This window comes from Pseudomonas sp. SST3 (assembly GCF_003325755.1).
This window is the reverse complement of record NZ_QORI02000003.1, coordinates 183,897-197,213: the sequence shown is the minus strand read 5'-3', so window position 1 is coordinate 197,213 and position 13,317 is coordinate 183,897. Positions and strand designations below refer to the sequence as shown.

Annotated in this window: 14 protein-coding genes; 7 read left to right on the top strand and 7 right to left on the bottom strand. The window is 51.8% G+C overall.

The genetic code is table 11. The annotated features are described in order from the left end of the window. Positions 1–309: 309 nt before the first annotated feature. Positions 310–591 (bottom strand): helix-turn-helix domain-containing protein, encoded by a 282-nt coding sequence (locus DQ405_RS04580; RefSeq protein WP_168423115.1) that lies wholly within the window; start codon positions 589–591, stop codon positions 310–312. 90 nt (positions 592–681) lie between these two features. Between DQ405_RS04580 and DQ405_RS04575 the strand changes: the two genes are divergently transcribed. The 4 genes from DQ405_RS04575 to DQ405_RS04565 all read left to right on the top strand — a co-directional run bounded on the left by DQ405_RS04575 (position 682) and on the right by DQ405_RS04565 (position 3,288). After that, complete coding sequence (locus DQ405_RS04575; protein ID WP_161611836.1) at positions 682–1,119, top strand: hypothetical protein; 438 nt, start codon at positions 682–684, stop codon at positions 1,117–1,119. A 424-nt stretch (positions 1,120–1,543) separates the two neighbouring features. Further along, positions 1,544–1,975: a DUF6957 family protein gene (locus DQ405_RS04570; RefSeq protein WP_052462852.1), complete on the top strand. Its 432-nt coding sequence runs from the start codon at positions 1,544–1,546 to the stop codon at positions 1,973–1,975. 14 nt (positions 1,976–1,989) lie between these two features. Continuing rightward, positions 1,990–2,175 carry an AbrB/MazE/SpoVT family DNA-binding domain-containing protein gene (locus tag DQ405_RS28265; protein ID WP_041014131.1) on the top strand — a complete coding sequence of 62 codons (186 nt, stop codon included), beginning with the start codon at positions 1,990–1,992 and terminating at the stop codon, positions 2,173–2,175. 303 nt (positions 2,176–2,478) lie between these two features. Continuing rightward, on the top strand, positions 2,479–3,288 hold the full coding sequence (locus DQ405_RS04565; protein ID WP_041014132.1) for an inositol monophosphatase family protein: 810 nt from the start codon (positions 2,479–2,481) through the stop codon (positions 3,286–3,288). 317 nt (positions 3,289–3,605) lie between these two features. Here the strand turns inward: DQ405_RS04565 and DQ405_RS04560 are convergent, their stop codons facing one another. After that, complete coding sequence (locus tag DQ405_RS04560) at positions 3,606–4,496, bottom strand: hypothetical protein (protein ID WP_141396784.1); 891 nt, start codon at positions 4,494–4,496, stop codon at positions 3,606–3,608. 416 nt (positions 4,497–4,912) lie between these two features. Between DQ405_RS04560 and DQ405_RS04555 the strand changes: the two genes are divergently transcribed. Continuing rightward, positions 4,913–5,269 (top strand): histone-like nucleoid-structuring protein, MvaT/MvaU family, encoded by a 357-nt coding sequence (locus DQ405_RS04555; protein WP_041014133.1) that lies wholly within the window; start codon positions 4,913–4,915, stop codon positions 5,267–5,269. 53 nt (positions 5,270–5,322) lie between these two features. Here the strand turns inward: DQ405_RS04555 and DQ405_RS04550 are convergent, their stop codons facing one another. Beyond that, a complete protein-coding gene (locus DQ405_RS04550) occupies positions 5,323–5,724 on the bottom strand; it encodes a helix-turn-helix domain-containing protein (RefSeq protein ID WP_041014134.1) in 402 nt (133 codons plus the stop codon). 242 nt (positions 5,725–5,966) lie between these two features. Here DQ405_RS04550 and DQ405_RS04545 point away from each other — a divergent pair, with 242 nt between their 5' ends. Further along, positions 5,967–6,719 carry a hypothetical protein gene (locus tag DQ405_RS04545; RefSeq protein WP_041014135.1) on the top strand — a complete coding sequence of 251 codons (753 nt, stop codon included), beginning with the start codon at positions 5,967–5,969 and terminating at the stop codon, positions 6,717–6,719. 288 nt (positions 6,720–7,007) lie between these two features. Beyond that, positions 7,008–9,605: an AAA family ATPase gene (locus tag DQ405_RS04540; RefSeq protein WP_041014136.1), complete on the top strand. Its 2,598-nt coding sequence runs from the start codon at positions 7,008–7,010 to the stop codon at positions 9,603–9,605. A 262-nt stretch (positions 9,606–9,867) separates the two neighbouring features. Here DQ405_RS04540 and DQ405_RS04535 read toward each other — a convergent pair whose 3' ends face one another. The 4 genes from DQ405_RS04535 to DQ405_RS04520 form a co-directional block, all read right to left on the bottom strand. After that, the gene (locus tag DQ405_RS04535; RefSeq protein WP_168423114.1) at positions 9,868–11,298 is read right to left on the bottom strand and encodes an IS1182-like element ISPmo1 family transposase; all 1,431 of its coding nucleotides are present in this window, start codon (positions 11,296–11,298) and stop codon (positions 9,868–9,870) included. After that, on the bottom strand, positions 11,276–11,419 hold the full coding sequence (locus tag DQ405_RS04530; RefSeq protein ID WP_168423113.1) for a hypothetical protein: 144 nt from the start codon (positions 11,417–11,419) through the stop codon (positions 11,276–11,278). Before DQ405_RS04530 ends, DQ405_RS04535 begins: the two co-directional genes overlap by 23 nt. A gap of 123 nt (positions 11,420–11,542) precedes the next feature. Further along, complete coding sequence (locus DQ405_RS04525; RefSeq protein WP_041014137.1) at positions 11,543–12,310, bottom strand: NYN domain-containing protein; 768 nt, start codon at positions 12,308–12,310, stop codon at positions 11,543–11,545. Positions 12,311–13,014: 704 nt separating this feature from the next. After that, a complete protein-coding gene (locus DQ405_RS04520) occupies positions 13,015–13,266 on the bottom strand; it encodes a YgjP-like metallopeptidase domain-containing protein (RefSeq protein ID WP_234463636.1) in 252 nt (83 codons plus the stop codon). Positions 13,267–13,317: the final 51 nt, after the last annotated feature.

The following is a 13,317-nucleotide window of genomic DNA, read 5'->3' as shown; positions in this document are numbered from 1 at the left end:
CGGTGAGTGAAAGTCGGTCGTCACTGATAGTTGCTGATAAACTTTTATAATAAAGCCTAGCCTTAAAGCTAGGTTTTATTATTTGAGATTTAGTTATTTAATATATTTATCTAGATCTACAAAAAGCGCGTTAATTCTGGGTGATGTTCTTTGCATAGGGCGTGTGATACGGCTCCTGATAGATGTTGCGGTCAGTTTATATCTCACATCCTGAGGCGTGAACTAAAATTCAAAAACGTATGGCTTTCGCACGCCGCTGGTAACTTCCAGCGGCACGGAGATGGGTGAGCTATCATTCTGTTTGGAGTACTAGTCCCCTCCGAGCTCTTCATGCTCTTGGGCAATTTGTTTTAAAAGCCTCTCTGACGTCACCCCTTCGTAGCTACTGAACGAGTCGAGCAGCACTGTGAGGGGGTGAACCCGCATAACCTCAGCGATCTCTATCATCTTCTCGATGGTGACCCCTTTCAGCCCTCGTTCCAGCATCGAGATGTGTGCTCGACTGCTAATTGACATGAACGACTCCTGGCTAAGTCCGCGAGCTTTACGAATCTTCCGCAGACTCGACCCTAGCGCTTGTCTGTAATCCATCCCTTTTTCCCGTTGCACAAAAACAACGATGGAGCCAGAATGCGCCCTATAGCACTACGTCTTATAGAACGCATTTCAGAGAGTCGATTTATGTTCAAAACCCACGAGAGCGCCTACTACAACCTAGCGCCCGTGTATGGGCCCGACCATCACCACTGGAAGCTCGTAGAGCGTGAGATTGCGACCCCGTGGCTTCACGCAACGGTGAAGGTGACAGAGGGCGGCATTGAATACACAAAAACCGTCATGCCCAATGACCTGACTACTTTCCTTGAAATGGCCAACTTGAAAACTCCTGATGCACGTATCGGCGAGCTTCAGCTGATGAGCCCAGCGTGGATGAACGGTGCGGGACGGTGGCTGCTTGAACCTATCAGACAAATTGACATAGCCAGATCAGTCGACAACGAGTTGATCCATATCTATGTGACGCATGAAGGTAAGAACTACTACGACCCCTCGCGGACACCAGCTGAAATTCAGGAGCTGACGAACCAACGCACTGTGTATTACACAAATCTCAGCTGACTCGAGCACACATGTTGAACACGACCTTGATTCCAGAGACACATCGGTCGATTTCGCCTTATGCAAAACGACAGCTGGCCTATGCTTTGAAGTCGAGCTATCCGGTTCCGGTGACGGGCTTTCTAGTAGATGCGTTTGTGATAGCTAACGCCGCTGTTGGGATCAGCTATCAACATGCCCGAAGGGAAAGTACGGGGCGGTTTGCCGACGGCCATCTAATACGAACATCCGACATCATCGGCCTGCGCCGTAGTGACGACCGATGGCTTATAAAAACAGTCAACTCATTGTACGTCGTGGTTACCTTTAAGCGGCACGTTGGACTCCCCTCGCTTATGGCTCTTCAGCGCCTGATGAAGTCGAGCATCGTTATGACACCCAGACAGCTTCACTAGATGCCTTTCAAATCACTACGAGATACGCCATGAAGCTCGAATTTCTGGACATTAGTGGAAACCAAAAAGCACTCGAAATCGCAGATTTCCTATATGGCAAAGCTCCCACAATCAACGGCACCGATCTGAGCCGGGACGAAATCGTGCACGAGTTACACAGGCGAAATACAAAGAAGCAGTACTGCCTGGTCAAGAACTGGACTCTCGTCGAGTTAGAAATGTCGGATGAAGCGCGTCAGCAAATCGAAGCTGACGGATTCGTAGCTCGGCTTATCCACGCTAATGAAGTAGTCGAAGACTCAGCTGGACGTTTTCCACCGGGTTATTGGGTCAGGAGCTCCTTGCAGCAGAAGTATGATGGCGATGGATTTTTCGAGACCAGGAGCACCATCTACGTCCTGCTTGGCGTTGGTCGGCACAAGAAGGTGCGCGATGACATCGTCTATAGCATTCGCCCGTAAACCGGAGGCAATGCATGAGCGACACGAATAGGACTGCGGTTTGCCACGACGCAGGTGATGGTAGCGGCGACTTGATCGTGGAGATTCCTCCAGAGGTGCTTGAGGCAATGGGATTGCGGCTTGGAGACAAGCTAAACCTCGAGCTTGTCGGTAAGGATTTAGTGCTTACACCCATTCGGGATAGTTCTCAGGGCTCCTGAAGTCTGTATTGCAGAGAGCTTGAGACTGGCCTCCCATACAGCGAGTGAACGCACTATGAGCACACCAGTTCAACTCTGTAGTGTCTGCGATGCTCCTGTCGTGAACACCAAGGACATGCCATGTGGCGCTCTTGTCTCGAGTCCGCTCTACTCTGGGGAGGGCAACAAAGTCGTACTTTGCTCTGGATGTTTTGGTCGATGCCTTTCAGGTCTTCGCCGCGAGCGGCTAGTGCACACGATGTTTGATGACGTTCAGGAGGAACTGGACAACTTTGGTCAAACCTCACCCAGAGATGAAAGCTAATGCTCGAAGCCGGGATTGTTTACCGAGTTACCGACTTGGTGATTGAAGCTGGAGCTTTCATCCTCGCTGAGCTTCAAAGGCCGGGCGGGCCTCGTGGAAGTGGCTACAAGGCAGAGGTCGATGTTGAGATCGAGGTCATGCTGCGTCGAGGTTTAGAGCAGATCCTTTACTGCGATTTCGTAGGGGAAGAGACCGAGTGCCATCAGACAGGGCATCGCTATTGTTGGGTTGTTGACCCCAATGATGGGACTGCAGACTTCCTCGCTGGACGGCCTGGCTCCGCAGTCTCGGTTGGGCTTCTGAATGGCGGAGAACCGGTGCTTGGTGTTGTTTACGCACCTGCCACTCCTCGTGGGCCAGACTGCATTGCTTGGCAGCAAGGAATGCGATTGCTCCTTCGTAACGGCCAAGCCATTGAGCCGTGCGGTGCGAATCGCGTCCTTCAAGGTTCGGTTGTGTTTGTCAGTACGGCGGCAGCCTCCAAGCGCGCTGAGAACGACATCCTATGCACCCCCGCAATCTGCGAACCGATGCCTAGCATCGCCTATCGGCTTGCTCGAGTCGCAGCTGGTGATGGGGCCGCAGGCGTTTCTTTATACCCCGTCTCGCCCCATGACGTTGTCGCAGGCCACGCACTACTCAAGGCAGTAGGTGGCGATATCTCCGATCAAAACGGTAAGCCTATTCGCTACACCGCATCAGCTGAATTCATCGACCCCGTGGAGCAGTGCTTTGGCGGTCAGGTCGATGCTTGTCGAACTCTGCTGGCTCGTCCGTGGATCAATCTGCTCGAACCGAACCGATCCTGAAGCACAAGCATTCTCCTATCCTAGCAATGATTTGAATCGCCCCTAGTTTCGAAGCGACGGCCAAACTTCAAAGCATGCAAGCGTTTTCCCAAAAGCGGCAACTCTAAGCAACCATATCTTAGTCTGAGCCTGCATGTTACTCACATTGCTGTGATCCACCAACGGCATAGTGACACTACTATCTTGGGATTAAGCCATGGTGTTCACGGTGCAAAGTTTAGTTTTCTGCTCCGGCAAACATAGATTACTTCAGTTGATAGCTAAGATCCTAGTGTCCCGGATCGCGTAGCGATTCCGCAGGCAGCACATAGCAAAAGCTAATTATCCGACTTTAAATATGCTGCTTCTTGTTGAATAAATATTTCAGGTAGTTCAACAATACTTGGCGGAGACTTCAGTTCATCGAAAACTAACTTTTCGCCCGCCTCCTTAAACCGAGACACATGGGCTTCTATGGTCTCGCCCTCAATTCCAGACAGAAACCTCAGAGGTGCAGGGACAATATCGACAGGAAGAGTGATAGAGAATCCGCGATCAAACCCACGCACACCTGCTGGGTAGTTATCGAAAGAAAAGGTTATTACCTTGTCTACAATTTGTATTTCGAATCCATCACCTGTAATCCTATAAGGCGCACGAAAACTCCCGTTACCTAAATCAAAACATAGTCTACCATCATATTTTAGAGAATCATTTTTAGGACATTTACATATTTCATCGAATTCAAGAACATCGGGCAATGCATCATGAGTATTAGTGTCTTCGCGAATTACTCGATCCCATATTTCATCTGACCCTAACAGCCGTGGACGATGATATGACAACTCAAACTCTCTTACTAACTGGTAGATTATGAGTGTAAATCTCCCGCATTTCGGCGCCTTATAAGGAAACGTCTTTGTAGTAGTAGTACTTTGACTCCAGTTTACCTCTTTGCCAATAACATCTTTAGCTTGCGCTTTAAGCTCGGCAAATCCTTTTATCCCTAATGAACTCTCGACTACATCTTCAAGTGTTCTTGCCGTCTTCTCACTTATGCCAAGTGTTTTCGAGACCTCGCACTGTCCGTCAGCACCACAGCGAGCAGTTGTACTACAGTCGATGTCTTCCCATTTCTCAAAGATCTCGCAGTTTAGAGTTGCCTTTCTATCGTTAAGAGATAATAGAAAGCTTCCGATTCTACGCCTGCCTTGAAAGTACACAGCCATTTTATTCCTCCAAATTGAATTTAGCTCTAGCAGTGAATAGACCGAATTCGACGATGACGGAGCAATAGAGGATAGTCCGCGATCATTAGGTGGTCGAGGAAACTGAGTGCGGCCCTGACTTTGGGAGGCTTCATTGGGCCGCTAGCTGCCCCATAGGCGGCCTTAATAGATCGGTACCTCGGGTACCACGTTCCGCCAGGACTGTGCGTCGTCGAGACCCACGCACTAAAGGCCCGCTCTCAATCAGAGCTTTTACAGATTGTCGAGGCAATATCTCTGGCGAGTAGCCTCTCGAGGCTGCGGAGAGGCCTCGTTTTTGACAAGCAGGAACAGGATTAATATAAATCGCGAGCCTGTTGCAACTTGTATATTATTTATTGACCTCCGTACCACATAGTCTGAAATTAGGATTAGCCATGTCGAAAATTGCAGAATACAAAGCGCTTCAAGCCCAAATTGCCGAGCAGCAAAAACGCCTCGAGGCGCTCAAAGGCGACGAAAAGCTGAAGCGTGAAATTGAGTTTGAAACCAAGCTGCGCAACCTCTTGGCTGACTACGGCTACTCCCTGCGTAACGTAATCGCAGTGCTCGACCCAAAGGCTGGAAAAATTTCTGAGGCGCCTGTGAAAGGCCCACGTCGTGAGCGCACGCTGAAACGTTACAAGAACCCGGAAACTGGCGAGGTTGTCGAGACCAAGGGGGGCAACCATAAGGTGCTGAAGGCTTGGAAAGCGGAGTACGGTGCCGATAAGGTCGAAAGCTGGCTGCAATAACTGGTCAGGTTACGTGGGAGGGTCGCATTCGCGGCCCTTTTCTTTTTAGGGGCTTACAAAAAGACATCCATAGGAACACCGAAACGATCCGAAAGTGCACGAATGTGGCGCACGTTCAATTGGCGTTTACCAGCAAGCACCTCGGAAATGACTGGCTGAGTAGCGACCTCTGGCAGATCCTCCTGACGCAGGCCATGCTCTTCCATCAGGTAACGCAGCACCTCTGCCCCGCCTGCTTTCGGCAACGTCCGACGAAGCTCGTCGTAGGCTTCAATCATGTCCCCGACACGTGATGCAAGGCCAGCCAAAGGGTGATCCTCATCGTCGCCCACCAAGCCCAGCAACTCATCCAAGGCCTCGACCAGAGCATCATAGTCGTCCTCGTTCGTTGGCTTGCTCAGCAACGGGGCTACGTAACGCCAGTGCTCGCAGGCCTGCTTGATCAGTTCAGACATGGTTGCTCGCTCCACTTACAGAGTTCTGTCTCATCCGGCAGAAGAGTTTGGCTTAACCTGATGGAGATCGTTTAATTATAGAGGTTGATAAATAAGTCTGCGCGAGCCGGATTCTACGGTGCTAGATAGGTCGCTCTTGCCCTAATACCGCTCTTCACCTCCGGCAAAATCCGCCACAAAGCAGCCGTTGTGTGCCTTTTCCATTATTTGCTATCAATGGACATTTATCGGGAGCTTCCGCGATGGATAGCACGCAGCAAACCTTGGCTGAGGCCTACTACGAGGTGCTCAGCGCCCTGCCGCAGCACTGGCTTGACCGTAGCAGAACTCAGGATCCGGAATACGCTAAGCTCTCCGGACTATTTCTTCCTGGCACTTCAGCCTCCTACCAGTCAGCACCGCAGAAAATTATGGTGGTCGGGCGAGAAACTCGCCGCTGGGATGTGTTGAGGGGCGATGACAAATTTCAAAGCCTGGAAGATTACATCTGCAAGGCAATGACTACACAGCAGGATCACCTCGCCAAGTTCATACGTAAACCTAGAGACCGAGGGGAAAGCTTTTTCAATCTTCTACGCGACTTGGCCGACGACCACGGGGTTCAGAGTTTAGCTTGGGCAAATTTGTTCAGTTTCGCATGGAACAAAAAGTCACCTATGCGATGGGAGCACTTTCCAACTTTGCTGGAAATCTCGGAACGACTTCTCAAGGCACAAATAGAAGTTCTAAGACCCGACATCATCATCTTTGCAAACGGCGTTAAGAGTGCGAAATTCCGGCAACGTTATTTTCCACATAAGGGTGAAGGAAGTGTGTGTACTGAGTTGGCCGACTTCTGCCAGGAGGGAGTGCCGCGTAGTCAATTGTGGCAATTCAGGCTTTATCAGCGAATTAAATGTTTTCGTATACAGCACCCCAGTAGCATCAGCGCATCTTCTCGGGCAGCGCGTCGGTTTTTGCTGGGACATTTACGCGGCGGTGGCGCCGGCGGGTAAATGCTATCAGTTCTCCTACATTACGGAGCCTAGCTATCAAACACCGACCGCATCCGGCCATAACCAGTCAGTCGCGATAGGTATCTATCGACACGGAACTCCCAGTTGAAAGCGACATGAGCCAGCCCAGACGTAGTTATTTGAAAGAAGCAGATTTCATCCCTTCGGCTCATTTAGCTAGTGCCCACGACCTGCACTTCATTTGGCCGGTCAGTGGAGACGACTGCTGGAGTGATGATACTTGGCCGTGGTATGACTGTTTCTACCCCATAAATGCGGAGATCAGGGATGTCGAGTCTGGCTAACGGAGTGGTGTACGTAGACGATTTCGAAAAGTGGTTGAGCGAGCGAGGTCGCTGGCTACAGACAGCAGCAAAGAAGCTCATCGAGCAGAAGCGGCCGCCTAATGCGGAGGAGCTTGCCGAGCTAGTTCGCCTCTGCAAGCTCGAGGCTGCCAAGCAGCAGGATCCGGGATTCGCGAACGTAGCTCCGGGATCATTCTCTGCAGCAACCGTACGGCCGGTCGTTAGAGTTGAAGGGGTTAGCCAAGTCTTTGGCGTTAATGCGATCAAGCCGGGCGCGTCTCTGCAGTTCGGAGCGGGCGGCTTGACCGTGATTTACGGCCAAAATGGTTCGGGGAAGAGTGGTTATGCCCGGCTGCTCAAACAGCTCTGTGGGTCGCGCTCAAAGGATGAAATCTGTCCAAACGTCTTCAGCGATGAGGAGCACGCATGCAGTGCGCAATGCCGAATCACTATCGATGGCACCCCCCGAGATATCAACTGGCAGCCTAATGCCGAGCCGCATCCTCAGCTTAAACATGCGCAGGTATTCGATTCAAAGGCCGCGTCTCAATACATGGGGAAAACAGAGTCGAGCTACGAGCCCAGCAGCATGCGGTTCATCACTCTGCTCATTCAGGTATCGGACAAAGTTTCTGCGGAGCTGGCCTCTGAGAAGGCAAAGCTTGTCAGCTCCCTTCCACAGTTTCCCGCTGATCTGGCAGACACTGCGGGAAAAGGCTGGCTGGCCTCTTTGAAGGCTTCGGTCTCCGCCGAGAAAATTGAAGCGTATTGCCAATTCCCTAAAGAGTTGGATGAAGAACGGATCAAGGCTGAAGGCCTGCTGGCGGAAAAGGACATTGCGGGCAGACTAGTTTCCATTGGAAAAGAGAAGGTTGCGACCGACAGCATTAGGCAGGCGATGCGCACTCTGAAAGAGGGTCTGTCGGATGAGAAAGCTGCTGCGCTATTCAAGTCGAAGAGTGATGCAGCGGTAGCTAGGAAGGCAGCCAATGACGTCGCGCAACAGGCCTTCGCCGATGCGCCTCTCCAGGGCGTTGGCGAGGCTGCTTGGATGCTGATGTGGGAGCAGGCGCGCAACTACTCAGTTGCTAATGCTTACCCTGCCCACGAGTTCCCTGTGACCTCGGATGGTGCGCACTGCGTGCTATGCCAACAGGTGCTTACGGCAGACGCCGCATCACGACTCAAGAGTTTCGAATCATTCGTTACTGCCGGCCTCGAGACTGCGGCAAAAACTAAAGAATGCGCTAATGCAGCTCTTGTTGCGGAAATAGTCCAGTTACCATCCATTGAAGATTGGATCTCAAGATTGGCTCAGCTGCAGTTCGACGAACTGGTTGCTCGTAGCTGGTATGAGTCATTGAAAAGCAGGCGTGCTCAGTTTGTTGAATGTGCTGCTGCGGTCGACCTATTGAGATTCGACTGGGAAGCTATTGATAATGCCTTGGAAAAGCGCGCTGCCGATCTGCTCGTAGAGGAAGCCGACCTTACTCAACTGCAGCAAGATGGTAAGCGGCAAGAGCTCGAAACTCGGGTGAGGCAGCTCAAGGCGCTACAGTGGTTATCCGAGAACAAGCCGGCCATCCTAGCGGAGCGTCAGCGGCTGGCCTCGATGGAGCTGCTGGATAAAGCTGCGAGGCTGACCGCAACCAATGCTCTGACGACCAAGCGCAATGAGCTCGCGAAAACTGAACTTGACGCTGGCTATCAGGCTCGTTTTGCTGCCGAGTTGAAAATGCTTGGTGGTAGTCGGTTACCCGTGGCACCGCAGAGCAAGGCTCAAGGAAAGGGGGTAATCACCTTTGGACTCACTCTTGTCGGGGCTCGGGTAAATCATTCACCTGAGGTCGTACTCAGCGAGGGTGAAGCGCGAATCGTCGCATTGGCCGCGTTTCTGGCAGATACAACTGGCTCTAACCAGCTAGCTCCTTTCATCTTCGATGATCCGATTTCCTCCCTGGATCAGGACTTCGAAGAGCGGGTTGTGGCCAGGCTTGTTGAGCTGGCTAAGACTAGACAGGTCATCATCTTCACGCACCGCCTATCGTTGATCGCTCTGGTCGAATCTGCGCTCAAAAAGCATGCGGAGAACCCAGGCAACCAAAAGATCAACCACACAGTGCTATCGCTTCGGCGGTTGAATAAGGTCGCGGGAATCTTGGCGCAGCACAACTTGCGTGATGCTAGGCCCGACAAGGCTATTAATGTAATTCGAGATCAGGTTATTCCGCAGCTAAAAAAACTTCAGGCTCAGGCCGATGCGGATGGATATGACCTGGCCGTGAAGAGTGCCTGTAGTGATTTCCGGATTATCCTTGAGCGGACGGTTGAGTTCATCCTTCTGCACGATGTCGTTGCTCGATTCAGAAGGGATGTCATGACCAAAGGGAAATTAAGAGGAGTCGCCAAGGTTACGGCTGTCGACTGCGATTACCTTGATCGGCTGATGACCACTTACTCAATGTACGAGCACTCACAGGCAGATGAACTGCCTCAAGTCCCAGTTGAGCTCGACGTTTTCGAGCAAGATGTGTTGGAGCTTGTAACGTGGATGGATGAGTTCAAGGGGCGCGTTGTATAGGGTATTTGCCGATAGGTGAGCCGTGCCTGTAGTCGCGGCTCACCTGCTGTGATGGCGAGGTCAAGTTCTAAGTCTCTGGTTATCGGGGCGAATGTCCCGTTCTGGCCCAGAGTGTGTAAAAACACTTTCTTATCTTGCGTGCTTCAGCCCATTGCTCCTGGGCGTGGCGATTTCCCGATTATTTACCACGATCAGCGCCGGTAACGCTTCAGAGCGCGTATGAAGCGCTTTGGCACCTCTTGGGGCAGTAAAAGCTGGGCTTTTACGCCGCCATCGCCTTCAACAAGCCTTCGGTGCCGATGATTTTCATCACCCGCTTCAAGTTGTAGGCGAGCACATTCAAGCTCATTTCTGCGCTCACCCCATTCAGTTTTCGAGTCAGGAAGTGCGTTGCTCCCATCCATTGTTTGAGCGTCCCGAAGGGATGCTCAACAGTCCGTTTTCGAACCCGCATCATCTCCGGTGCTTGGTTCAGCCGGCGTTGCATTTCCTCCAGCACCGCTTCATGTTCCCAGCGCCTTACTCGACGATTTGTGCTTGGCGTGCACTGGGTTTTCAGCGCGCAACTCTGGCACTTTGAACTCCAGTAACAGTGCATATTCATGCCTTTCTCAACGCTGGAGAATCGCCAAATCAGTGCCTCGCCAGCCGGGCATGTATATTTGTTTTTCGTCGCGTCATAAACGAAGGCATCTTTGTTGAACCGGCCATCAGCCTTGGCGCTTGAAGTCATCGGCTTTGGCACATAAGCGGTGATGTTTGCATCGTGACAGGCGAGGATTTCTTCACCCTTGAAGTAGCCTCGGTCGGCGACTACCGACAATGTTTCTGCGCCAATGGCTTCCCTAGCTTGCTTGGCCATCGAGCTGAGTTGGTCGCGGTCAGAACCTCTGTTGGTGACCTCATGAGCAACAATCAAATGGTGCTGCGTATCGACCGCCGTCTGCACGTTGTAGCCGACGATACCGCTGCCGCGCGTCATCATCGAACGGGCATCCGGGTCGGTCAGCGAAACCTGTTTGTCAGGGGAATCGTTGAGCTGAGTTTCGATCCCTTGAAGCTCTTTCATCTGCGATTTGAGCTTGGCGATTTTATCTTCCAGGCTGGCAATGTCTGGCGCGGAGGCGCTAGGAATCTGTCGATCAGCCGCATCGAGCGCAGCCAAATAACGGCCGATGCTCGCCTCGATTTCTTCCATGCGCCGCTTCAGTTTGGCGCTGGTGAAATTGCGGTCACGGTTGTTCACTGCCTTGAATTTGCTGCCGTCGATGGCAACCAGGTTTTCGTCAAACAACCCCAACTGCTGGCAGAGCAAAACGAACTGGCGGCAGACGCCGCGAATGGCCTTGCTGTTGTCTTTTCGGAAGTTGGCGATGGTCTTGAAATCGGGCATCAAACGCCCGGTTAGCCACATGAGTTCGACGTTGCGCTGGGCTTCTCGCTCCAGACGTCGGCTCGATTGAATTCGGTTTAGGTAACCGTAGATGTAGATCTTCAGCAGGATCGCCGGGTGGTAGGCAGGTCTGCCGGTTTCGGCTGGAATGACGCCATCAAAACCTAGATTGGCCAAATCGAGTTCATCGACGAAAACGTCAACCACCCGAACCGGATTGGTATCGCTGACGTAGTCGTCGAGGCTTTCGGGAAGTAAGGTGCTTTGACCTCGGTGTTCACCCTGGATAAACCGTTTCATGGGTTTCCCTTGCGATGAAGTTCTCAGAAATCATAGCAAAGGTTTGTACGGACGTTTTTACACACTCTGGGCCGGTAGCTGACGGGGTAGAACCCCAGGCCTGCTTGATCAGTTCAGACATGGTTGCTCGCTCCACTTGCAGAGCCCGGTCTCATTTGGCTCATGCTGGGTAACTCCCTTTTGCTCACGGTCGTGATTGCTCAGAGCTTCAAGCATTGGATACCCCTCAGCCTTCGAGTGAAGATTAAGCAGGGCTAGCCAAGGCAGCCTCTTGACTGGTGGATAGTACCTGCTTGCGGATGGTGCGAATAACCATGACCGTTCCGCGCATTTCGACGTCGAAGAGCTCTGATGTGCGGATTAGGTCGCCCAGCTTCTGGAAGCCGTAGTTCACGACAGAAAAAGAGCTGTTGTTGTGGATGTAGTCCGACACCCTGCTGAGTAGCGACCAACCATCATCTCCAGCCGTTTGGTCTGCCGCGTTGCGTAGCAGGCGAACGAGTGTTGTATCGCAACGCAGCTCTTTTCTCGATTTCTTCCTGGGCTGCTCATCATTTGAAACTTGGTCGTCATCCGTCGCGCGTGCCAGATTCTCCACGTAGATGAAAGAAGTACAGGCGTGTACGAAGGCAGTCGGGGTTTTCTTTTCGCCGAAGCCGAAGACCGGAAAGCCACTTTCTTGAAGGCGAAGAGCTAGTGGCGTGAAGTCACTGTCGCTGGTCATCAGAGCAAAGGCATCGATGCTCTTGCTGTAAAGCAGATCCATCGCATCAATGATCATCGCAGCGTCAGTGGCGTTCTTACCCTTGGTGTACGCGAACTGCTGCATGGGCCGAATAGCAAACGGGTGTAGACGCTCAACCCATCCGGATAGCCCGTCGCTCTTCCAGTCGCCGTGAGCATGCCGAACGTTGACCATTCCGTACTTGGCGAGCTCTTCAAGCACACCCTCGATGGCGTTATGACTGACGTTGTCGCAATCGATCAATAAAGCAATTCGCTTCTGGTGCATCAGATTACGTCCTTGTAGGGCTGCCATTGCTCGAACGGTGCCATCTTCACCAAGCTCAATGCAAGGGCTGTTATTAGGTTCATGGTTCTGAGAGACGGGTGCGCCAGCACTACTCTCTTGCCTGTCATCAGATCGGCGCCCGCCCATATAAGTTAACATTGCCGTCCTACTGCTACCTATACTTGAATAGAGGGCTTTAACACCCCGAACCCCAGATAGAACCAGCCATTAAATCAATTTCTTTGATAATCAAGCCATTCTTGATTGGGTGGTTTGATTTCGGCATTAGTGTATTAGGATCTCTAGTGGATCCGGGAGTGTAGCCCAAGAGGCCAGCGTATTTAGAAGCCGCATCGCCCAGAGGCTCGTAAAATCTTTCAAATACTTGCTCTTCTCCTATGCTGGAGAGCATCTTGTATTGCGCTTTACAGAAGGCACAAACCTGAATATAAAAAGAAATGAACAGTGGGCCGGCAGAGTATTTTGCCGCCTCGTGTCGTACGTCAGCTAACTGGAGAATTCCGTCAAGGATGAGAATTCAAAAAACCCTTCTGGATCAGATGCCTACGATTGGGCGCTGGTATGCCAATCAGCGAGTCGCGCATTTTTTCTCCTAACCTGCACTGCTGCTCACTGGTGGGACATGGCGATCTGATTGGCTGAAATTGACGTTATGAATGGGATCATGCGATGCAGCGAGCAGCCTAGAACTCAGCCAGCACCGATCCGTTAAGTTCCTCACGCAGCGTCCGCCATTGCGGCAAGTGCTGGTTAAGCAACCCGGTAAATCGCACGTTGTGATGGTGCTCCAACAGATGTGTCAGCTCATGCACAAGGATGTATTCCAGACATTGCGCCGGCTTTTTTGTTTCACGATGACTCCAGCCCGGTAGTTCGCTGGACTGCGCCGTAGCTCGATACAGCAGGTTTATCAATAGCTTACGCGCGTCCATCATATGCCGGTGCTTTCTGAAACTTGACCCGGTTTTCCCTCGCGCCGCTCCTAT